At 35.5% G+C, this 21325-nt stretch carries 22 protein-coding genes and 1 riboswitch; of the genes, 8 read left to right on the plus strand and 14 right to left on the minus strand.

What is annotated here, in order from left to right:
• Positions 1 to 48: 48 nt before the first annotated feature.
• The 4 genes from X928_RS02200 (at position 49) to glmM (ending at position 4491) form a co-directional block, all read left to right on the plus strand.
• The gene (locus X928_RS02200) at positions 49 to 1290 is read left to right on the plus strand and encodes an ABC transporter substrate-binding protein (protein WP_103078281.1); all 1242 of its coding nucleotides are present in this window, start codon (positions 49 to 51) and stop codon (positions 1288 to 1290) included.
• A 105-nt stretch (positions 1291 to 1395) separates the two neighbouring features.
• The gene (locus tag X928_RS02205) at positions 1396 to 2298 is read left to right on the plus strand and encodes a carbohydrate ABC transporter permease (RefSeq protein ID WP_103078282.1); all 903 of its coding nucleotides are present in this window, start codon (positions 1396 to 1398) and stop codon (positions 2296 to 2298) included.
• A gap of 13 nt (positions 2299 to 2311) precedes the next feature.
• Positions 2312 to 3163: a carbohydrate ABC transporter permease gene (locus X928_RS02210; protein WP_103078283.1), complete on the plus strand. Its 852-nt coding sequence runs from the start codon at positions 2312 to 2314 to the stop codon at positions 3161 to 3163.
• A gap of 5 nt (positions 3164 to 3168) precedes the next feature.
• Positions 3169 to 4491, plus strand: a complete 1323-nt coding sequence (glmM, locus tag X928_RS02215; RefSeq protein WP_103078284.1) for a phosphoglucosamine mutase — start codon at positions 3169 to 3171, stop codon at positions 4489 to 4491.
• A 62-nt stretch (positions 4492 to 4553) separates the two neighbouring features.
• On the opposite strand, the gene X928_RS02220 is transcribed toward glmM, so the two are convergent.
• The 7 genes from X928_RS02220 to X928_RS02250 form a co-directional block, all read right to left on the minus strand.
• Complete coding sequence (locus X928_RS02220) at positions 4554 to 5915, minus strand: Do family serine endopeptidase (protein ID WP_103078285.1); 1362 nt, start codon at positions 5913 to 5915, stop codon at positions 4554 to 4556.
• Between the two features lie 89 nt (positions 5916 to 6004).
• Positions 6005 to 6595: an orotate phosphoribosyltransferase gene (pyrE, locus tag X928_RS02225; protein WP_103078286.1), complete on the minus strand. Its 591-nt coding sequence runs from the start codon at positions 6593 to 6595 to the stop codon at positions 6005 to 6007.
• 141 nt (positions 6596 to 6736) lie between these two features.
• On the minus strand, positions 6737 to 7474 hold the full coding sequence (locus X928_RS02230) for an alpha/beta fold hydrolase (protein ID WP_146026619.1): 738 nt from the start codon (positions 7472 to 7474) through the stop codon (positions 6737 to 6739).
• Positions 7475 to 7493: 19 nt separating this feature from the next.
• Positions 7494 to 8819 (minus strand): transcription termination factor Rho, encoded by a 1326-nt coding sequence (rho, locus tag X928_RS02235; RefSeq protein ID WP_211286422.1) that lies wholly within the window; start codon positions 8817 to 8819, stop codon positions 7494 to 7496.
• A gap of 635 nt (positions 8820 to 9454) precedes the next feature.
• Positions 9455 to 10417 carry a DUF1385 domain-containing protein gene (locus X928_RS02240; protein WP_103078288.1) on the minus strand — a complete coding sequence of 321 codons (963 nt, stop codon included), beginning with the start codon at positions 10415 to 10417 and terminating at the stop codon, positions 9455 to 9457.
• Positions 10401 to 10655: a hypothetical protein gene (locus tag X928_RS02245; protein WP_103078289.1), complete on the minus strand. Its 255-nt coding sequence runs from the start codon at positions 10653 to 10655 to the stop codon at positions 10401 to 10403. The genes X928_RS02240 and X928_RS02245 overlap by 17 nt, the downstream gene beginning before the upstream one ends.
• A gap of 2 nt (positions 10656 to 10657) precedes the next feature.
• Positions 10658 to 10957 (minus strand): stage V sporulation protein S, encoded by a 300-nt coding sequence (locus X928_RS02250; RefSeq protein ID WP_103078290.1) that lies wholly within the window; start codon positions 10955 to 10957, stop codon positions 10658 to 10660.
• 160 nt (positions 10958 to 11117) lie between these two features.
• Positions 11118 to 11281: riboswitch (cobalamin riboswitch) on the plus strand.
• Between the two features lie 68 nt (positions 11282 to 11349).
• Between X928_RS02250 and X928_RS02255 the strand changes: the two genes are divergently transcribed.
• From X928_RS02255 to X928_RS02270, 4 genes are read left to right on the plus strand one after another with little or no spacing between them, the layout of a single operon-like run.
• Positions 11350 to 12228: an ABC transporter substrate-binding protein gene (locus X928_RS02255; protein ID WP_103078291.1), complete on the plus strand. Its 879-nt coding sequence runs from the start codon at positions 11350 to 11352 to the stop codon at positions 12226 to 12228.
• On the plus strand, positions 12225 to 13235 hold the full coding sequence (locus X928_RS02260; RefSeq protein ID WP_103076926.1) for a FecCD family ABC transporter permease: 1011 nt from the start codon (positions 12225 to 12227) through the stop codon (positions 13233 to 13235). The genes X928_RS02255 and X928_RS02260 overlap by 4 nt, the downstream gene beginning before the upstream one ends.
• Positions 13232 to 14002, plus strand: a complete 771-nt coding sequence (locus tag X928_RS02265; RefSeq protein ID WP_103078292.1) for an ABC transporter ATP-binding protein — start codon at positions 13232 to 13234, stop codon at positions 14000 to 14002. Before X928_RS02260 ends, X928_RS02265 begins: the two co-directional genes overlap by 4 nt.
• 9 nt (positions 14003 to 14011) lie before the next feature.
• A complete protein-coding gene (locus X928_RS02270; RefSeq protein ID WP_103078293.1) occupies positions 14012 to 14764 on the plus strand; it encodes a PfkB family carbohydrate kinase in 753 nt (250 codons plus the stop codon).
• Positions 14765 to 14772: 8 nt separating this feature from the next.
• Here the strand turns inward: X928_RS02270 and X928_RS02275 are convergent, their stop codons facing one another.
• The 7 genes from X928_RS02275 to X928_RS02305 all read right to left on the minus strand — a co-directional run bounded on the left by X928_RS02275 (position 14773) and on the right by X928_RS02305 (position 21283).
• Complete coding sequence (locus tag X928_RS02275) at positions 14773 to 15225, minus strand: RrF2 family transcriptional regulator (protein ID WP_103078294.1); 453 nt, start codon at positions 15223 to 15225, stop codon at positions 14773 to 14775.
• 71 nt (positions 15226 to 15296) lie between these two features.
• Positions 15297 to 16364 carry a class I fructose-bisphosphate aldolase gene (locus X928_RS02280; RefSeq protein WP_103078295.1) on the minus strand — a complete coding sequence of 356 codons (1068 nt, stop codon included), beginning with the start codon at positions 16362 to 16364 and terminating at the stop codon, positions 15297 to 15299.
• Between the two features lie 73 nt (positions 16365 to 16437).
• Positions 16438 to 16983, minus strand: coding sequence for an ECF transporter S component (locus tag X928_RS02285; RefSeq protein WP_103078296.1), 546 nt, complete (start codon positions 16981 to 16983; stop codon positions 16438 to 16440).
• Between the two features lie 33 nt (positions 16984 to 17016).
• Positions 17017 to 17796, minus strand: coding sequence for a 2-phosphosulfolactate phosphatase (locus X928_RS02290; RefSeq protein ID WP_103078297.1), 780 nt, complete (start codon positions 17794 to 17796; stop codon positions 17017 to 17019).
• Entirely contained in the window at positions 17750 to 18403 is a 654-nt protein-coding gene (locus X928_RS02295) for a histidine phosphatase family protein (protein ID WP_103078298.1), read from the minus strand. The genes X928_RS02290 and X928_RS02295 overlap by 47 nt, the downstream gene beginning before the upstream one ends.
• A gap of 17 nt (positions 18404 to 18420) precedes the next feature.
• Positions 18421 to 19944 (minus strand): glutamine-hydrolyzing GMP synthase, encoded by a 1524-nt coding sequence (guaA, locus tag X928_RS02300; RefSeq protein WP_103078299.1) that lies wholly within the window; start codon positions 19942 to 19944, stop codon positions 18421 to 18423.
• A 46-nt stretch (positions 19945 to 19990) separates the two neighbouring features.
• Positions 19991 to 21283 carry a nucleotidyltransferase gene (locus X928_RS02305; RefSeq protein WP_103078300.1) on the minus strand — a complete coding sequence of 431 codons (1293 nt, stop codon included), beginning with the start codon at positions 21281 to 21283 and terminating at the stop codon, positions 19991 to 19993.
• Between the last annotated feature and the right edge of the window lie 42 nt (positions 21284 to 21325).

A 21325-nucleotide genomic window follows, 5' to 3' on the forward strand; every position in this document is an offset into this window, starting at 1 on the left:
GAGTTTCTAAAGACAGTATATTATATCATATCAGGAGGTGGCAGTAGTATGAAAAAAGTAGTTGTTTTATTTGCTATATTGACGATGGTGTTGAGTGTTTTTTCTATTACCATCACGATGACAGCCGGCGCAGTAGGAAGGGAATTAGAAGCTCTGACTGAACAAGTTGAGATGTTTATGGAAGAGAACCCAGATATTACTGTAAATATTCTTCCAATGCCAAACAGCTCCACGGATAGACACGATCTTTACGTTACTTACTTAGCTTCAGGTACCCCTGATCCAGATGTATTGCAGCTTGACGTTATTTGGCCAGCAGAATTTGCCCCATTCCTAGTAGATTTAACGGATGATTACGACTATTTTGGGCTTGACGGATTTTTCCCTGGAACCGTTGCGTCAAACACCGTAGACGGAAGATTAGTAGCAGTTCCATGGTTTACTGATGCTGGTATTCTTTATTACCGAAAAGATTTGTTGGAAAAGTACGGTTACGATGTGCCAAAAACATGGGATGAACTGTACACAGCTGCAAAAGATATCTCCGAGAAAGAAGGAATCGAAGGTTTCGTTTGGCAAGGAGCCAGGTATGAAGGTTTAACCTGTGACGTTATGGAATTCGTCCATAGTTTCGGTGGAGAGATTATGAAAGATGGAGAAGTTGTCGTTGATGATCCAGAATATTACGATAACAATGTTGCAGCAATAACCTTCATGGACAAATTGATAGAAGAGGGCGTAAGTCCAGCGGGAGTAACTACCTACATGGAAGAAGAAGCAAGAAGAGTTTTCCAAAATGGTGATGCCGTGTTTATGAGAAACTGGCCATATGCATGGCCCTTAGTTAACGCCCCCGAGTCACCAGTTGCCGGAAAAGCTGACATAACAGTTCTACCAAAGGGACCAGCACCAGATGGAAGAAATTCTGCAACATTGGGTGGATGGAATCTTGGTATAAATGCAAATTCTTCTGCTGCTGAGGTAGAAGCTTCTAAAAAATTGATCAAATTCTTAGTTAGTAAAGAACAACAAGTTTACAAAGCCGTTAATGCCGGTCAAACACCCACTATGATCGAAGCTTACAACGATCCAAGAACTATTGAAGCAAATCCTTTCTATGCTGATATTTTAGATGTTTTCTTGAATGCTGAACCAAGACCTATTTCTCCAATATATTCTGAAATTTCATATGAGATACAAGTTGCTGTTCACGAAGTTCTAACCCAACAAGCTGAACCTGAAGACGCCTTAGACAACTTAGCAGAAAATCTCAAATCTTTAGTTGAATAAAAACGATTAATTTGATATAATTTTCCACAGGTGGGCGGTATACGGAGTTTCTCCGTCTACCGCCTTTGTGTATAATATAATAGATTATAATTAGGGGGTGCGTTAATGAAAGTAAAAGGTACGTATAAAAGATCCGATATCTGGCTTGCGTTTTGGCTTATTATCCCAACCTTAATTGCTATCGGTATTACCGCCTTCTATCCTCTGGGGCAAACTCTTTATGATAGTTTCTTCAGATGGTCTCTCAGACCAGGATTTGAAAGAGAGTTTTTAGGATTTCAAAATTATGTCAATTTGTTTCAAGACCCTAGATTTTTGCGTTCTTTATGGAATACAGTATATTTTACTTTTTTTTCTGTACTAATAGAATTCCTTTTAGGATTAGGAACCGCTTTAATATTGAACGCAGACTTTAAATTGAGAGGTTTGGTAAGAGCAGCTGTTTTGATTCCATGGGCAATACCTACAGCGGTTTCTTCTCAAATGTGGAAATGGATGTATAATGACCAATATGGTGTAATAAGTTTAATGCTATATAATCTAGGAATACTTGAGGAAGGTACCCCTATTCTTGGGACTCCAGGCATGGCTATGTCTGCCATTATAGCCGTAGATGTCTGGAAAACTACTCCTTTTGTTGCTCTTTTACTCCTTGCAGGACTTCAAATCATACCCAATGAGTTATACGAAGCAGCTAGAATAGATGGCGCTAGTATATGGAAACAATTCACTTCTATCACTTTACCTGTGTTAAGGCCTACCATTGGTGTAACGTTAATATTCAGAACTTTGGACGCTTTGAGGGTTTTCGATATTGTTTACATCATGACACAAGGTGCAGTGGGAACTGAAACTCTGGCAGTTTACAATAGGTCACTTTTGATGGATAATATCTTCTCTCCAAGAGGTTTGTTTGGCTATGGCTCTGCATTATCGGTCGTAATATTTTTAATTATAGGATTATTTACAATTATCTACATGCGCTCGTTGAACATTAAATTAGATTGAGGAGGGTAAAAATATGAGATGGGGAATGCGAGCAAAAAGAAATACTCAACGTACAATTTTATATATTTTAGTTATATTGATGGTTATTTTTTACATTTTCCCTTTCTATTGGGCCATCAAAAGCTCTTTCACCGCGGATCAATACCTTTTTACAAAAAACATTACCCTTTGGCCTCAAGGTTTTACCTTTGAAAACTATATAAAAGTTTTCACAGAGAGACCTTTCGGATTAAATATATTAAACTCTATTATAGTGGCCGGAGCTACGACTATTTTCTCAATAATCGTTGGTTCTTTTGCAGCTTACGCAATAGCTCGTTTAAAGATTCCCGGAAAAGGGCCTTTGATGCTACTAATACTTGCGGTAAGTATGTTCCCTCAAGTTTCTATTTTGGGTGGGCTTTTTCAGTTGCTCAGAAATTTAGGATTGATAAACACTTATCCTGGTTTGATAATACCATATATTGCGCTGAATTTGCCTTTAACAACATGGATATTACAAAATTTCTTTAGAGAGCTCCCTAAAGAGATAGAAGAATCTGCTTATATCGACGGATGTTCTAAATTTGAAACTTTGTGGAGAATCGTTTTACCTCTTTCCGCTCCAGGTTTGGTCACGACTGGTTTGTTAGCTTTTATTCAAGCATGGAATGAATTCTTATTTGCTTTAACTTTCATGCAGACCCCTGCAAAATACACAGTTCCTGTGGCAATCGCTATGTTTACTGGTAAAACCTTCTACGAAGTGCCTTGGGGGCAACTAATGGCGGCGTCAGTAATAGTTACAATGCCTTTGGTTATTTTGGTTTTAGTGTTCCAAAACAGGATAGTTCAAGGTTTAACCGCCGGAAGCGTAAAAGGATGATGTAGATGAAAGTTTTGTTTGGAACGGATGGCATTAGAGAGGTCGTTAATGAAAAGTTGACCGTTGATTTAGCTATGAAACTTGGAAACGCACTTGCTAATTTTTTTGGTTCAGAGTATAAAAAATTGTATATTGCAAGAGACACACGAAATTCAGGAAAAGCATTAGAAATGGCTTTAGTTTCAGGAGCGTTGGCCGGTGGAATGAATGTAGAATCATGCGGAGTTCTGACCACACCGGGATTAGCGTTTATAACCAAGAAAGAAAAGTCTATTGGCGTTGTCATTTCTGCATCTCACAACCCTCCAATGTACAATGGATTAAAAGTTTTTTGTGAAGGATTTAAAATTTCAGATGAAACAGAAGAAAAGTTAGAAGAAATAATTTTGAAAGGTTTACTTAAATACAGTGATTATAGAGGTATTGGTAAATACATAGATGATTCCTCAAAAAAAGAATATGTTGATTATGTGGTTTCTTTGTACAAAGAAAATATACAAGGTAATGATTTAAAAATTGCTGTTGATGTGGGAAACGGTGCTGCTGGAGCAATAATAGATGACATTTTTGGTGAACTTGGTTTGAACTATACAGTATACCAAAATGCCCCTGATGGTTTCAATATCAACGAAAACTGTGGTTCTACTTCACCTCAAACTTTGTCTAAAATCGTTAAGGAAGAAAAGTATGATCTTGGAATCTTGTTCGATGGGGATGCGGACAGATGTCTTTTTATAGATCGCTACGGTAATCTCGTAGATGGTGATGTTTTGATGGCTATCAATGCTCTGAAATTGAAAGCTCAAGAAAGATTAAAAAACAAGATCGTTGTTGCAACCATTATGAGTAATTTAGGTTTGGAAGAGTATTTAAAGAAAAATGAAATACATCTTTTACGTACAGACGTAGGAGACAAATACGTTTTGGAAAAAATGTTAGAAGATAAGGCAACAATTGGTGGTGAACAATCAGGACACATTATATTCCTTGATAGATCTACAACCGGTGATGGAATAATTACGGCTCTAGAGACTTTGGAAACGTTGAAATATTTTTCTAAATCGCTTGATGATCTTCTCCAAGAAATTTCTAAATATCCCCAACACTTGGAAAACGTTACAGTAAAAGATAAAGTAAAAATCATGAAGGACATCAGAATTGAAAATTTAACAAAAAAATATCAAAGTGTTGAAGGATTTAGGATTGTAGTCAGACCTTCCGGAACTGAGCCCAAGATAAGGATAATGACCGAAGGATCCAATAAAGAAGCAATTGAAACATGCATCACAGAATTTAGCCAACTTATACAAAGTATTGATAACGAGTGAAATAGCTCTAAAAAAACGGGGTTAGTGTAAAAAAACCCCGTTTTTTAAATGATTATTCTGGTTTATCTATAGAAGAATTGAACAACGTACCTCACATTATTTCTATAAACTATCAAGGCAACGTAACTGTTCTTTTCAACTGAGGAAGCTATTTTTTCCCAGTCATCAGTATTCTGTATGTCGTAATAAACCCCATTAACCGCTATCTCTGTAATAACATCACCTGCTCTTAGCCCAAGAGCGTATGTATCGTCTTGTATTTCTTCAACAATAACTCCTTGAATACTACTTCTTATATTGTATTTTTGTCTATCCTCTGAAGTTATATCTCTAACTACGATTCCAAAATAGGCTTCTACAGCTTCAGGTGTTTGACTTCCCAAAGTTACATTGAAAGTAATCCTTTCTCCAAACCTATCGACAACTACTTCTACAGTAGTCCCAGCTGGATAAGTGGATATTAAAGAAGTTAAATCGTCCACATTTTCTATTTTTTTGCCATTGACTTCCACTATTACATCATTTACTTTTATACCGGCTTTCTCAGCGGCTCCACCTGGTACTAAATCTTGGACATAGGCTCCTTTGTCTACTTTTAACCCCAAAGATTTTTTCAATTCTTCGGTTATATTACTGATGTATACACCCAAATAAGCTCTTTGAAAAGAACCGGTTTCCATAACAGAATCAGCAAATCTTTTCGCTATGTTAACAGGAATGGCAAAGCCTATGTTCACGCTTCCTAATTGAGGATCTACTGCGATTGCAGTGTTAATTCCAATGACTTCCCCATGTATATTCAGTAGAGGTCCTCCGCTATTACCGGGATTAATAGTTGCATCCGTCTGTATCAAATCAACATAGTTCCCATTTCCATCCGGTTTTGGAATACTTCTATTGGTTGCACTTATAACCCCTGATGTAACGGTGTTTTGTAAACCCAATGGATTACCTATAGCTATCGCGTCTTCGCCAATCTTAATTTTGTCTGAATCACCTAAAGGCAGCGTTGGTAAATCTTCATCAGCGTTTATCTTAATTATTGCTAAATCGAGATCTTCATCTCCACCTACCAACTCGGCGTCATAGTTCTTTCCATTCGGCAAAGAAACAGATATCTGTTCTGCACTTTCTATCACATGATAGTTTGTCAATATGTAGCCTCTTTTATCGAAAATAAAGCCAGACCCCACTCCTTTTGTTTGATACTCTGGCATTTCTTGGCCAAAAAATCTTTCAAAAAATTCTTGAATGTATGGGTCCACGGGAACTGGAGATGAACGAGTAGATTCAATATTTACAACGGCTGGAGCAGCCTCTTCAACTACGTTAACTACTGGACTTTCGTATCCTTCATTCACAATTGCAAATGAAGATATGGAAAGCAAAAATACAGTTAAAATCAAAACGATAGATTTTTTCATAATAGCACCTCCAATTATTTTATTCACTTAAATTATAAACCAACTTCTTAAAAGAAACTTAAAAGCTTGAATTTTTAGTTTTTTTGTTTCTATTGTTTTCTACTACCTGGTTTTATTAATTCTAAACCTTGGATACATAAAGGGCAGTTTTCTGGGGAGTAGGTAGCAGCTTTTATAGTAACAAGCGACATGATTTCTCTGTTTTCTAAAAACTTTTTAGAAGATCTGTTGACTATGCAGGCGAATGAAATCACATCTCCTCCGTTACTTTCAATCAATTTTGCAACTTCCAACGTCGATTTGCCTGTGGTTATTACATCTTCTACTATTAGTATTTTGCTTTTATCATTTATAGTTTGACCTCTACGTAAACTCATGTTTCCTTTTTCATCTCTCTCAGCAAATAAAAAGGGAACGTTTAAAGCTCTTGCGACTTCGTATCCTATGATAATTCCACCTAATGCAGGAGATACAACGTAGTCTATTTTTGGCTTTACTTTATCAGCAATTAATTTGCCTAAAAGTTCTGAATACTCTGGATATTTAAGAACTTTTGCACATTGAATATATGTATCTGAATGTAATCCAGAAGATAATAAAAAGTGCCCTTTTAAAAAGGCCCCAGTGTCTTTTAATATTTTTAATACTTTAGTTTCATCGTATTTTGTATTCTCGTTCATTAACCTTTTTACCTCCTAATTTCTCTATTTTATATACTCTAAAACTCATGTTAGCGCTCCTTCGCCCCGCAGCCCGCCCATTAGGATTAAAGGGTCTTGGCCCCTTTGCCCCGTTCCCCATCCCACAGCTCGGGTTTATCTTTATTTTAAAAATTCGAAAATCTTATCATAAAATTTATTTTTATTGTAAACGCATTCAAATAACTCATGCTTCCCTTTGGAAAAAGGAACTTTTTCGATGTTTGAATTCTTTATCTTCTTATACTCTTCGATGTTGACTATTTTATCTTCCTCTCCAAAAAGCAACAATGTTGGGATATCAACCTTTTCGATTTCTTTTAACGCAATTTCAGCTTCGTCGAACATTTGACGAGCAGTTCGGACGGTTATTTTATCATGTACCAGCGGATCTTTTTTATATAATTCACATGCTTTTTTATCCGTGGATAGGTCATAAGGATTAATTCCATTTGAAAAAGTAAGTGTTGGAAATATCGAGAAAAGGTTTAAAAGCCAACTTAGTTGTCTAATATCCCCCAAGGCAGGAGAAGAGAGAATAAGTTTTTCGGGTTTTTTCTCCGTTATTTCAACGAATCTTGAAGCGACTAACCCCCCAAGAGAGTGCCCAAATAGCAGATATTCTTCTTGAACATAATTTTCTAAAAAAGAATAAATCTCGTAAAAATTCTCTATATCGCCTTTTTTCCCAGTAGTATAACCATGCCCCGGAAGATCGAAGGTAAAAACAGCAATCCCTATCTTATTTAATTGCTGAATAAAATTCACATATCTTCCGGAATATTCTCCAAGACCGTGAATTAGATATAAATTTTTATAGTTATACGTGTTTGGTAAGTAATATCTATGATATATTTTCATAAACAAATTATATCACAGTTCATAAAGCTTTTTGATTTTCTATCGCTTCCATTATCTCATCATTAGTTTTATGTTTCCTTAATAAACTCAGGATAAATTCTAAAGCCTCTTTTGGGGACATATCGTTGATGAACTTTCTTAGAATAATTGTATTCTTCATCTCATCAGGATTATACAACAATTCTTCTTTTCTTGTACCTGATAATTTTAAGTTTATAGCAGGAAATATTCTCTCATTAGAGATTTCTCTTGATAACACCAGCTCCATATTTCCTGTACCTTTAAATTCTTCAAATATCACTTCATCCATCTTCGATCCAGTTTCTATTAATGCCGTGGCTAAGATGGTCAAACTACCACCTTCTCTAATCTTTCTTGCAGCGCCAAAGAATTTCTTTGGGAAAATTACAGCGGCAGGATCAAGACCACCACTCAGCAATTTTCCACTGGATGGTACATAAAGATTATATTCACGTGCAACCCTTGTCAAACTATCAACTAAGACAACCACATCGTGACCAAACTCAACTAGCCTCTTAAAGTGGTCTAAAGCCATTTCTGCGATTCTTATTTGATTTTCTGGGTCCATATCAAACGGGGCTGCTATAACGTTAGCATCTACCGTGTCACGAATATCCGTCACTTCTTCAGGCCGTTCGTCTATTAAAAGTATGTACCTTCTAGTATCGGGATAATTTTCGGCAATAGAGTTAGCAATATCTTTTAGCAGCGTAGTTTTACCAGCTTTTGGAGGGGCAACGATTAAACCTCTTTGCCCAAAACCTATAGGAGAGAAAAGATCAATTATTCTTGAGCTGTATGGTGCGTTCTTATGTTCCAAAACCATTCTGGTTTTTGGATACTCAGGAGTCAAATTTTCAAAAGACACTCTATCCCGAGCGTTTTCGGGAGGTAAAGAATTAACCGCTTCTATTCTTAATAAAGCAAAAAATCTTTCGCCTTCTTTTGGAGGCCTTATTTGACCTGCTATTATGTCTCCTGTGAAAAGGTTGAATTTTCTAATCTGAGATTGAGAAACGTATATATCATCAGTTCCCGGCAACAATGAGTTGTCTACGCTTCTCAAGAAACCGTAACCATCCGGAAGTACTTCCAAAATCCCTTCATAAAAAAAGTATCCGATCGATTCAGTTTGTTTTCTTAAAATAGCAAACTTCAATTCGTTTTTTGTCATCTTAGAATAATTGGATATTTCGAGTTTGCGGGCTAATTCGTATAACTCTTTTCTAGTCATTTCGTTTAATTTAGCCATATTAATTTCAATGGCTTGAATATTATCTCTACTTTGTTTCTTTGATACTAAATTGTTAGTATTTTCATCCATGTGAATCCTCCTCATTACATTTAGTTTTTGCTGCGCCCTGTAACCTTTTTAAAGGCAAACTCTTTATTTTATTAGCGCCGAACGTTAAGGGGGTTCCCCTTAAAAACCCCAAATCAAGGTCAAAATCATTTAAAAACATTTTTTGCACACTGCGGCAAACGCTCCCCACCCATAAGGAAGGAAATCTTTACCCCTTCATTCTGCTACTCACCCATAAGGAAAAAGGGCTTTCCTTCTTAGTTTCGCTCCGCACCCTCAAAGGAAGGGAGTTTTTACCCTAGGTCTGGAGCATCCTTTCAGCTTTTGCTGGTGGCTTAGGTTAATCAACTATGGCTTGTTTATCACAAACCTCTCGTGTGACTAGGAGATAGGTAGTTGATTGCTAGCGTGGGAACATAACATACACTTCATAATTTATTAATAAACTTTGTAAGCGTATCACATCATAAAAACGAAGTAATCCCTTATTAGAACAAAGGACAATTACAGAAATAGTATAGTGTGGAGAACAAGAAAAATACTCTTAGGAGAATCAAAATGAAGTTCATCCCTAATTCAAGAAATATAATATAATATAATAAATTATCAAGTTTGAATAAACATTTTAAAAGCCAATCGATTGACTCTTTAGGACGTCAAGAATCGGTTTTGAGGGAAGTTACGTCTGGTGCAAAGATTTTGCTTTCTGTACCTTGATTTTCAAGTAGGTTTCCATGGTTATCTAAAATTACTTCACCATCAAAATTTTCTTTGAGTGCATATTCTAAAGATATTAGTCCAATTTCCAATTGTTCTTTTTCAGGTTCCTTGGTAGTAATTTTTTGAAGCAACAATCCTGGATAGGCAAGAATTTTTCCTATTTTTGTGTCAATGATTTTTGCAGTAAACCTTTGAAATTCGTAAGCTAAACCTGCAACTAGTGGAAGAAGTACTATTCTAGAAATTACTTTCTGCAAAGTTGAATTGAAGCCCAATCCACCCGTTATAGCAAAAACAATAATCGAAGCAAAAACCGTAATTATCAAGAAACTAGTACCACATCTAGGATGCAAGGTTGGGTATTTTTTGGCGTATTTGACCTCTAAAGGCTCGTTGTTTTCGTAGGTAAATACACTTTTGTGTTCGGCTCCATGGTATTGAAAAACCCTTTTTATATCTTTCATAAAAGAAATGCCCCAGATATAGGCCACAACCAAAAACGCTCTTATAAAACCTTCAGTGAAAGCAAACCAAAATTCAGATTCAATGTTGAAGGGTTTAGTTATAAACACAGGTAAAACACCGAACCCCAAGGTTGCAACTGCCACAGCAAGTAATATGGCAATAACCATATCTTTTGTAGTTAATTCTTCCTCTTCTTCTCCGGATACTTTAGCCGAATAAGATAATGCGTTCATACCAATTATCATTGCATGTAGTAATACAAAAAAACCTCTAATAATAGGTATTTTTTCCCAAATCCCCCAAGAGTTATCCTTTAACCTTTTAACCGCTATACTTCCGTCTTTTCTTTTCACTGCGACTACGGTATTTATTCCTTTCATCATTACGCCTTCAATAACCGCTTGTCCACCAACGGTTTTAGGTTTTGGTTTCATCAGAATGAATCCTCCTTAAAATCTCTTCTGCAACACCTTGTTCGGTAACTACATAGTAAAATTTTATAGCCTCTTTGTCTATTCCATTGTTCTTATTAAGTACTTGAGACGCCTTTCTTCTCAATTTGTATCTTTCATCATTATCTAATTTTGTAATATCTTTTATGATATCAAAAAGGTGCGTGTTTTGTGAACACGCTTCAATGATCTCCTCTATTACTTTCTCATTTTCATTCATTTTTACTGTTGAGAATACTCTTCGGGGGAAATATCTTCAGAAACCTTTGCCACTACTTTAAATTTAATACCTGTTCTTTTTTCCGAACCTACTTCAACCTCCACAAAACCAGGGATAACGTATATCTCCTTTCCCTTAGCCTCGATAAATCTCCTCGCAATTGCAATAGCCTTCACTGCTTGATTAACTGCTCCAGCCCCAATAGCTTGTAGCTCAACCTCGTCTGTTTTTGATAGAACCCCTGCTATAGCTCCCGCAACTTTGTTAGGTGCAGATGAATGACTGACTTTCAACACTTCCATGTCTTGGCTCCTCCTTTGTGGACAGGCTATATATAGTTATTTTATCATAAATTTAAATTATGTCAAAGAAAAAATTGAAAAAAGAATATCGAAATGGTATAATTGAAAAAGAACCAGCCTCACGGCAAGTAAGGAAACAGCCTCACGGCAAGTAATGAAGTTAATATTGACTGCATTATTTCAAGGGAAAACGGTGAAAATCCGTTACGGTCGCGCCACCGTAATCGGGGACGAAACTTACAAAAGCCACTGGAAAGATCCGGGAAGGCGTAAGGAGTAGAGTGATCCGAAAGTCGGGAGACCTAAATAATGCAGGTTTTTCTATCTCTTCGCGCCAAAGAGATAGAAAAAATGTTTAAATGGCGCTAATTTATATAAGGAGGCCATTTGGTATGAGGAAGGTGTTATTTACATTTTTTACGATTTTGTTGTCGGTTGTTTTGAGTGCTGAGTATTTATTGGTGGATGATCTTGGAAGATTAGTCTCTTTTGAGGGAGAGGTTAACAGGGTTATTTCCGCCGCACCCGCTGTATCTGATTATATCAAATATTTAGGCTTAGAGGAAAAAGTAGTAGGCGTAACAGATTGGGATACCCATATAGATGCTGAAAAAATTGGTAATTTAGTGCCTTTGAATTTGGAGAAAACAGTTTCTTTGAATCCGGATGTTGTTTTTTTAACTGGAGGGTTTCAAGAACCTGAGATTAGTAGATTGGAAAGATACAATATCAAATCCTTTGTAATTAATCCAGTTAATTTTAATGATATCTATAGGGATATTGTATTAATTGGCAGTATCTTAGGCGAAAGAGAAAAAGCTCAAACTCTTTCAAATAAACTAAGACAAAATGTTTTAAATATAGCCAAAAGTTCTTTCACTTGGAAAAATAAACCAACGGTTTTATATTTAATGGTTCAAAATAATGTAGCTGAAATTTGGACGGCAGGAAACGGTTCATATATAAATGAATTAATTGCTTACGCTGGTGGATTAAACTTAGCCGCTCCTTATACGGGCAATAATGGGTTTTTACTGGTTGGCCCTGAATTCGTTGTTGCTCAAAATCCCGATATCATAATCGTTGCTTCCTACTACGAAGGCGACGAGAGTGCAAAAAATACTATCTTGAATGCCGAACAGTTTAAAAACGTAAAAGCTGTTAAAGAAGGGAAAATAGTTATGGTCGATGGTAACAAGATTTCTCAAGCTTCTCCATCATTGATCGATGTCCTTGAACAATTATATGAGTATTTTGGTGAAAACAGATGAGAATCATCAAAAAACAAGGGGAGCTCCCCCTTGTTTTATTTCTCATAACCTCCAGTTTTATTTTAATTTTACTTTTCACATCTTTTGGGAGTGTGAAAGTTCCCGTTAAGGATATCTTCGCCTCTTTAATAGGTAAAAATAGTCACGATATTTACAACAATTTAATTTTAAACATTAGACTTCCAAGAGTGGTTGGAAGTTTTCTTGTGGGCAGCATATTGGCAGTTTCTGGGAATGTTTTACAATTGGTAGTACAAAATCCCCTAGCAGATCCATACGTTTTAGGAATCTCGTCAGGAGCAAGCTTTGGTGCAGTATTATACACAGCGTTGAGCAGCATTTATGGTCTTTCTCTTTTTCTTGGATTAGAAACTTTTTCTTTTCTTTTTGGCATATTTGCAACATTTATTGTTTTAATATTGGCGCGACAAGGTAAAAAACTTCCCGTTTTATCTCTAATACTAAGTGGCGTAATAATTAGCTTTTTGTTTAATTCATTTACTACACTTTTTACCGTGATGTACTGGGGAAACTTAATTCACGTCAACACATGGTTGATGGGAAGTACAGCAGATTTAATTTGGAGCGACAATTTTAAATTTATTTTTACACTTATCATTCAATTTATTTTAGTTTTATTATTTTCTAAACAACTGAACGTCCTTTCGATGGGGGATGACATGGCTGTATTCTCAGGGATAAATCCTGATCGATTGAAACTTTTTTTGATTGTAATAAACGTTTTTGCAGTATCTTTTACTGTGTCACAGGTAGGAATAATAGGTTTTGTGGGGCTTATAATCCCTCATATAGTTCGAATGATTAAAGGACCGTACTCGTTTGTTTCAAATTTGTACTCATTCTTCATTGGAGGAATGTTTTTAATGTCTGCGGATTTTGTTTCCAGAACATTATTTGCTCCCACAGAACTTCCTATCGGTGTGGTGACCTCAATAGTAGGAGCTCCAATATTCATTTTTGTAATGAGGAGAAAAGAGAAAATATGATAACATTTAATAACGTCCGTTTCACTTATGGGAATGGCTTTTTTTTGAAAATCGACGATTTAAAAATAATAAAAGGAGATATTATTTCTATAATTGGCCCAAATGGAGCGGGTAAAAGTACTCTTATCAAGATTCTTTCAGGAATTCTGAGAAATTACAAAGGAGAAATAATACTAAACCATAGTGAATTAAAGAATTATTCTTACAAAGAGCTATCAAAAAAGGTAGCAGTTGTACCCCAAGAATTCAACACTTCTTTCGATTACGATTTGGAAAGTATTGTTTCAACGTCAAGAATACCTTTCTCAAAGAGAATAAGCTTTTTTGAATCCGAACAGGACAGAAGGATTATAGAGGAAGCCCTTCAAGCTGTTGGACTAACAAATTATAAGAACAAGCCCTTTTCATCTATGTCTGGAGGAGAAAAGCAAAAAGTTATGATAGCTCGGGCAATCGCCCAACAAACTCCCATATTGCTTTTAGATGAATTCTCTTCACATTTAGACCCAGGTTACACCCAAAATCTTTTGAAATTAGTTAAGGAAATGGTCACCAAAGAAAAGAAAACAGTTCTAGCAGTATTTCATGATGTGAACAACGCGGCATTATTCTCGGATAAAATAATAGTTATGAAGAATGGATCTGTTAAATATTCAGGTACACCAGCAGAGGTATTAAATGAATCTGTCATGGATGAAATCTTTGAAATGGATGCTTATATTATAAAACATCCGATAAAAAAAGTTCCTCAAATTTTATTCAAATAAGGTGTGAAAATGGCTAATATCGATGTAATCGGTGGAATCTTTTTAGACATTTATATAGTTAAAAATGATGGTTATCACAATTCTGAAATTTTACAACTTCCGGGAGGATCGGCATTAAATGTGGCTATCGGTCTTTCTCAATTAGGCCATAATGTGAGGATGTTTGGTAATGTGGGAAAAGATTTTGTTGGAAATTTTTTATTGGAGCGCCTATCTTTTCATGCTGTTAATGTTGAATGGATAAAGAAGGTCGATCAAAATACCGCTACTTTTATTACAATGAATGAAAAGCCAATTGCAATAGATAGAAGAATAAATGATTTAGACTTGATTATACCAAAGAAAAAATCAGAGTATCTCTTCATCACTACCGAAATTAATGAACGCCTAATAAACAGCGATATTTTTCAGAATTACAAAAAAACCTTTTTTGATATAGGTCCTAGGCCAAAGTTAATAAATAAAAGGTGTGAAAATGTGTTTTTTATTGGTAACGAAAAAGAGTGTGAAAATTTTCTGTTTAATTGCGATGTTGTAAAGCTAGGGGAAAAAGGGGCTAAATGGGGTGAAAAAATAGTATCATTATCTGGCAAAAAAACGCCATATGGAATCGGTATGGGTGACGTGTTTGATACAGTCTTAATAGACGGAATTTTGAATAATTTAGAAAAAGAACAAATTCTACATAATGCTGTGAACGCTACTCAAAGAATTTCGGAATACTTAGGTGCTTACAACAAAATTATCAATATGAAGTATTAATAATTGTTCTATTGACTTTTAGCCGCTAAAGCTTCCTTCTTTTTCCCGTATTCTATCACGTCTTTTAAAGTAATGTTAGATAACTCGTTAAATATTGCATCTTGTACCCTTCTCCAGACAAACTCTACGGGACAATTATTTTGATTTTCACATTCACCTTCGGAAATACAATCGTAAGAGCTCAACGGCACTTCTAAGACTTCTACAATTTCTGAAAGATTGATTTCTTCAGGTGCTTTTGTAAAATAAAATCCTCCAAATTTGCCTTTTTCTGAAGCAACTATTTTAGTTTTTTTTAATTCGGCAAATATTTTTGCCAAAAATTCTTGTGAAATACCCGAACTTTCCGCAATCTTCGAGATTGAGATTTTGCTGTTTTTCTCTTCTTTGTTTCTACTCTGAAGTTTATACATTTCATACAAACCACGTATAGCATAACAGCTCTTTATTGTTAACGACATAAAACTCCCCGCCTTTATTCTTGTTTTATAAACAATCCCCTTTCCCTTAAACTCCTATATTCAATCTTTTTTTAAGCAACTGTGATTTCATTGCAGAGATAAACATCTTGTATGGCATTCAATATTTCTATTCCTTCTTTCATTGGTTTTTGAAACGCCTTTCGTCCACTTATAAGTCCCATGCCTCCAGCTCTTTTATTGATAACAGCGGTTTTTACAGCGTTAGCTAAATCATTTTCTCCTGAAGGTCCTCCGGAATTAATCAATCCAATTCTTCCCATATAATTGTTAACAACTTGGTATCGGGCCAAATCAATTGGATGATCTGAGACTAAGTCTGTATACATTTTTTTGCTGAATTTTCCGTATTTTTCTTCTTCGTTTAATGCTGTATAACCTCCGTTTATTTGAGGCAATTTTTGTTTAACTATATCGGCTTCTATCGTAACCCCTAAGTGATTTGCCTGTCCTGTTAAATCAGCACTTACGTGATAATCTTTCCCGTTTCTTACAAACGCATTGTTTCTCAAATATGCCCATAATACTGTTGCCATGCCTAATTCATGTGCCTCATGAAAAGCTTTACTGATTTCAACTATCTGCCTATCACTTTCCTTGGAACCAAAGTATATAGTTGCTCCGATAGCCGTAGCCCCCAATTCAAATGCTTGCTTCACGTTGGCAAAGAGTATTTGATCATAAGTATTAGGATAAGTTAAAAGTTCATTGTGGTTAATTTTTACGATAAACGGTATCTTATGAGCATACTTTCTAGCCACACTTCCTAAAACCCCTAGAGTAGAAGCAACCGCATTACAGCCACCTTCAATAGCTAATTTTACGATATTTTCAGGATCAAAATAGATGGGATTGGGAGCAAAGGAGGCACCCGCCGAATGTTCTATTCCTTGATCAACGGGAAGAATCGACAAGTAACCCGTTTTAGCCAATCTGCCGTGATCAAATAAAAGTTGTAAACTTTTTAAAACTTGAGGTGATCTATCTGAGTTTACAAAAATTCTATCTACCCAATCTGGACCAGGAAGATACAATTGATCTTTTGAAATCTTTGGTGAATTAAAGTTCAGTAATTCATCTGCCTCCTCAGCAAGAAGATTTCGAATAACGTCGATATCCATAAGTATTTTCCTCCTTTTAAGTTTTTTAAGCACCCCTTTGGCCCCCAGCCGACCCATAAAATCATAGGAGTTTTTAACTTTTCACCCTGCCACCCGCTCTAACAGAAAACGGCATTCTTTTCACAATCATCGGTATAAATAACAGTTGAAGAATTATACCTGGAATTCCAAACACATAACTCATTAAAATTGAAGTTAAAGGACTAAGATTTATGTTAAGTATTATTCCTATGGTGTAGTAAGCTATCATATATACGCCTCTACCTATCAACATAGATACTATTAGATCAAAATATATGTTTTTCTTATTTAAAAGTCCTGATATAAATCCATAGGTTGCAACTTCTATGGTCATAAATATGAAAACAGGGAATGGTGGCATACCGAAAAGTAAAAAATTTAAAACAGGCATTAAAGCCCCTACAAGTAATCCAATCGTTGCCCCTTCCATGATACCAGCCATTAAAGCAACAAAATGCAACGGTAAGATTATAGTTCCCAGCATTGGATTACCGATGCTATGAACCAAAAAGGAAAAAACAACAACTCCCAACGCTATATACACAGGTGATCTTGCAACTCTTCTTAGGGTTGTCTGGTGAGCGGTAGCTTTCTCCATGTAAATCACCTCCATTTTGATCAATGGATCTATCTAAACTGTAATTAAATTTTTGAATGTATAACTGTTTTGTTTTGAATACGGTACTACTTGAAACAAATCCATGTTGAAACAAAATTCCAGATCATCTTTGAGCCCAAGATTTTTAAGCCTTTTGGCATGATCGGAATTCATGACATAACTTCTCTTGCTTTTAGTTAAATTTAAAGATATCTTCGCGCCATCATTTAAGTTGTAAGTATGTTTTTCCATGATTTTTTGAACAAACAATCCAGCCAGATATGAATCTTCTAAAGAAACGACCCCATTGGTGCCAGAGCAAACTATGCCAATATTTTGAAAATCTTTTTGTACTATGAAATCAACTACAGAAGAGAAATTCAGCAATGAAAGCGCAATTGTATCTCCCAGTTCGTTTATTTTTTTCATAGCTTTAGATCCGTTGGAAGTAGTTAGTACAATCGATTTTTTCCTAATTTTATCAGAATTATTTAAAAATTCCAAAGGAGAATTGCCAAAATCAAAACCTTCTAACTTTATGGCTTCCCTTTCGCCGGCGAGTAAATATCCCATATTTTTTAATTCTTTAGCCACTTCGATGTCGTCGGTTACAAAAATTTCTTCTGCTCCACAATGGACTAACGCAGATATACTAGAAGTAGCCCTTAAAATATCGATAAGGATATAGAGCTGATGATTTTTTATATTCTCATTCGGTAGAAAATAGACATTCAATTCTCGTTCAAAGAGGCTTTCTTCTGTTATCTTAATCGATCTCCTTTTCTTCTGGGGTGAGATAGGTTTCCAACCCATAATATTCGAGGTGCCACGTTTCGTTTAAAGAAGCTAAAACGTATCTATAATCTCCTTCATATATGATGTGTGAGACAGATGTATTGTCAACTCTAAAAGCAGTATGTTGATTAAGTGGAATATTAAGAATCCAGGAAATAATAGTCCTAATAGCTAAACCATGTGCAACCACGACTATTTTATCCTCTAATTTATGCTCCTTAACTATTTTCTTTATAGCCCTTACAGCCCTTCTTTGCACATCCCCTAAAGCTTCAACACCTTCCACCACTGCCCAGATATCCTTGTGCCAATACTCTAATTCTTCTTTGTAATTAAGAAGTATCTCTTCTAACTTTTTCCCATCCCAATTTCCTATATTACATTCGTTAAAATCAGGATCTTTTTTTATTCGCAAATTGTGGTACTGATTGATGATTTCTGCCGTTTTAATAGCTCTTTGTAGACCGGATGAATACATTCCATCTATTTTCATATTTTTGAATCTTTCTGCAGTTGCCTTAGCCTGACTAATTCCTTCTTCATCAAGTTCTACGTCTCTTTGGCCTTGCCAAATTCCCATTTTGTTCCAAAGTGTAGCTCCATGTCTTACTAAGTAAATATCCAAAACTCAGACACCTCCAATTATTCCCATTCTATTGTAGCAGGGGGTTTTGATGAAATATCGTAAACCACTCTTGTAATTTCTTCGACTTCGTTGGTTATTCTGCTGGAAACCACGTCTAAAATTTCAAAAGGAATTTTAGACCAATCTGCAGTCATACCCTCTACACTATCAACGGATCTTAAAGCTGCTACATAACCATAACTCCTTTTATCACCAGATATACCTACCGTTTTTACCGGTATTAAAACAGCGAAAGCCTGCCATACCTTATCGTACCAACCTGTTTCTTTAAGAGTTTTAATAAAAATATTATCTACCTTTTTCAAAATTGTCAATTTTTCCTCGTTTATTTCTCCGATAATTCGAATTGCCAATCCCGGTCCTGGAAATGGATGCCTGTAAAGTATCTCCCTCGGGAGTCCCAAGATTTCTCCAACGCTTCTAACTTCGTCTTTGAATAGTTCTTTAAGTGGTTCCACTATGTTTAAATCTATATTCTCTGGAAGTCCTCCCACGTTGTGATGACTCTTTATCTTGAATGTCTTTTTCCCGGATTTTGCACTTTCTATGACATCTGAATATATTGTTCCCTGTATTAAATACCCATAATCTTTTTCTTTTTTGGCCTCTTGCTCAAAAACTCTTATGAACTCTTCACCTATGATCTTACGTTTTTGTTCAGGATCCCTGACCCCTTTTAATTTGCTTAAAAATCGCTCCTGGGCATCTACTGTTATCAAATTTAATCCCATATAGTCTCTGAACGTACTTTCAACTTCTTCAACCTCGTTCATTCTCAAAAGGCCATGGTTTACAAAGATGGCTTTCAGGTTGTTGCCGATAGCCTTGTGGGTTAGTACAGCGGCAACCGATGAATCTACTCCCCCTGATAAAGCTATAATTGCCTTTTTATCACCGATTGTGCCTTTTATTTCTTTTATCTTATTTTCAACAAAATCCATCAAGGTCCATGAACCTTTCAAACCACATATACCATGAATGAAATTTTTCAATATATCAATTCCAAATTCAGTATGTCTAACTTCAGGGTGAAATTGGATGCAGTATATATTTTCTGATTCGTTTTCAAAAGAAGAGATGATATTGTTTGAAGTAAGAGAAGTAATTTTAAATTTCTCGGGAACCTGAGTCACCATATCCTTGTGGCTCATCCACACGTTAAATGTACTGGGAATCTTTTTAAATAAGAGGGATTGATCGGTTATGGTAATTTTCGTTTTTCCATACTCAGCTATACCTCTTTGTTCGACCTTTCCACCAAGTTTTTTCGCCATAAGCTGCATCCCATAACAAATACCTAAAATAGGAAGTTTGGCGTTCAAAATTTCATCTGATATATCGGGTGCATCGATATCATAAACGCTGTCTGGTCCACCGGATAAGATTATACCTTTCACATTGTTAAGTGATATATTATCGTCATATTGAACTACTTCTGAAAATACCCCCAGATCTCTAATCCTTTTTGCTAGAAGCTGAGTGTACTGAGAACCATAATCGATGACAAGAATCTTTTCCATTGAGGAACCTCCGAAATTAATATGTTTAGATAGTGAACTACTACTATCATAAAATTATAACCTTTTCTTTTTTATCAGGTTCGTATGAGGATAAATTTGTATTTTTGTATAATAAAGTGTAAATATTACTTGCCAAAAAATCGTATTCTATCTGATTTAAGTAGATTTCAGGAATACTTTGATACCTTTTATTGCTTGATAATAACTTGTCGTTTAATCTATTATATATTTTTCTGTATCTCGATGGGGTAGTAATGATTGGATAAGCCGAAAGATCTTTCATTTTTCCCAGCAACTCTTGACCCTTCTTGGTGAAGGCTAACACCCTTAAATATTGTGGCCCATGACTGTTGTATAATTTCATATCTTTCTCTTTTAAATCAAAAAAAATCTTTAAAAGAGTCCTTTTCACCCTTGTCAACGTAAACCTTTTCGTCTTGACGTTGTTCACTAATTCTGTGAGGTTGGAACTTATTTTGGAAAATTTTGAGTATCTAGTCTCTAATCCTTCTTTTACACCGTCTATTTGCATTAATTCTTCTTTTTTCATCATTCTCAGCTTGGCTAACACCATATCTCTCATATCTTCGAATATGATTGGCGCTTTGCCCTTTTCAATCTCCCTAAGTAGAACCTCATATGAAAGGGATGGAACCCCCTGTTTAACTTTGCTCATCTCGTTTTTTTCTATAAGATTTCGTATCGCAGTGGCGCTGGAAATTTCACCTGTGAATTCTTTTTGATTGTATCCCGCCTTTATTCTTTGAATAGTATGTGGAATTATCTTTGAATCATATAATTTTAAAGCATTTAAATACTCTAAACCTAAGATATCGTTTGATTGTTCTAATATATCCATTACATTGTGCTCGTAATTTGAAGATTCTAAATATTCAACTAAAGCAAATTTTCGAGCGTTTGGAAATGATAAACCTTTTTTTAAATTCTTGTTGAGTAACTTTTTAAAACTTTTGGGTTGCTCATATAAAATGGTCGATATTTTATCTAAAACTTCTAAATTACTAGATTCACTTCCAAAAACAATATCTGTAACAACGTTAGTTTTCTCTAATATGCCAATGGCCCCCGTAGCAAAGCCACTTGCATCTTGGATACAATAGACAAATGGCAATTCGAAGACGATGTCTACTCCCATATTTGCTGCAACTTTTGCACGAGCAAACTTATCCAAGATTGCCGGTTCTCCTCTTTGGACAAAATTTCCGCTCATCACAGCGATTGTATAATCAGGGTTAATTAAAGTTTTAGCCTTTCTCAAATGATAAAGGTGTCCATTATGAAAAGGATTGTATTCAACAACTACACCTAAAACTCTCAAAATTGATCTCCTTATTAAATACTGCCTTTAGAAAATCTAAAG

Source organism: Petrotoga miotherma DSM 10691, from assembly GCF_002895605.1.
Taxonomy (GTDB): domain Bacteria; phylum Thermotogota; class Thermotogae; order Petrotogales; family Petrotogaceae; genus Petrotoga; species Petrotoga miotherma.

Excerpts from the sequence above, each read along its gene's own strand:
- X928_RS02200 (WP_103078281.1), top strand. The coding sequence starts at position 49 with ATGAAAAAAGTAGTTGTTTTATTTGCTATATTGACGATGGTGTTGAGT.
- X928_RS02205 (WP_103078282.1), top strand. The coding sequence starts at position 1,396 with ATGAAAGTAAAAGGTACGTATAAAAGATCCGATATCTGGCTTGCGTTT.
- X928_RS02210 (WP_103078283.1), top strand. The coding sequence starts at position 2,312 with ATGAGATGGGGAATGCGAGCAAAAAGAAATACTCAACGTACAATTTTA.
- glmM (WP_103078284.1), top strand. The coding sequence starts at position 3,169 with ATGAAAGTTTTGTTTGGAACGGATGGCATTAGAGAGGTCGTTAATGAA.
- X928_RS02220 (WP_103078285.1), bottom strand. The coding sequence starts at position 5,915 with ATGAAAAAATCTATCGTTTTGATTTTAACTGTATTTTTGCTTTCCATA.
- pyrE (WP_103078286.1), bottom strand. The coding sequence starts at position 6,595 with ATGAACGAGAATACAAAATACGATGAAACTAAAGTATTAAAAATATTA.
- X928_RS02230 (WP_146026619.1), bottom strand. The coding sequence starts at position 7,474 with ATGAAAATATATCATAGATATTACTTACCAAACACGTATAACTATAAA.
- rho (WP_211286422.1), bottom strand. The coding sequence starts at position 8,819 with ATGGATGAAAATACTAACAATTTAGTATCAAAGAAACAAAGTAGAGAT.
- X928_RS02240 (WP_103078288.1), bottom strand. The coding sequence starts at position 10,417 with ATGAAACCAAAACCTAAAACCGTTGGTGGACAAGCGGTTATTGAAGGC.
- X928_RS02245 (WP_103078289.1), bottom strand. The coding sequence starts at position 10,655 with ATGAATGAAAATGAGAAAGTAATAGAGGAGATCATTGAAGCGTGTTCA.
- X928_RS02250 (WP_103078290.1), bottom strand. The coding sequence starts at position 10,957 with ATGGAAGTGTTGAAAGTCAGTCATTCATCTGCACCTAACAAAGTTGCG.
- X928_RS02255 (WP_103078291.1), top strand. The coding sequence starts at position 11,350 with ATGAGGAAGGTGTTATTTACATTTTTTACGATTTTGTTGTCGGTTGTT.
- X928_RS02260 (WP_103076926.1), top strand. The coding sequence starts at position 12,225 with ATGAGAATCATCAAAAAACAAGGGGAGCTCCCCCTTGTTTTATTTCTC.
- X928_RS02265 (WP_103078292.1), top strand. The coding sequence starts at position 13,232 with ATGATAACATTTAATAACGTCCGTTTCACTTATGGGAATGGCTTTTTT.
- X928_RS02270 (WP_103078293.1), top strand. The coding sequence starts at position 14,012 with ATGGCTAATATCGATGTAATCGGTGGAATCTTTTTAGACATTTATATA.
- X928_RS02275 (WP_103078294.1), bottom strand. The coding sequence starts at position 15,225 with ATGTCGTTAACAATAAAGAGCTGTTATGCTATACGTGGTTTGTATGAA.
- X928_RS02280 (WP_103078295.1), bottom strand. The coding sequence starts at position 16,364 with ATGGATATCGACGTTATTCGAAATCTTCTTGCTGAGGAGGCAGATGAA.
- X928_RS02285 (WP_103078296.1), bottom strand. The coding sequence starts at position 16,983 with ATGGAGAAAGCTACCGCTCACCAGACAACCCTAAGAAGAGTTGCAAGA.
- X928_RS02290 (WP_103078297.1), bottom strand. The coding sequence starts at position 17,796 with ATGGGTTGGAAACCTATCTCACCCCAGAAGAAAAGGAGATCGATTAAG.
- guaA (WP_103078299.1), bottom strand. The coding sequence starts at position 19,944 with ATGGAAAAGATTCTTGTCATCGATTATGGTTCTCAGTACACTCAGCTT.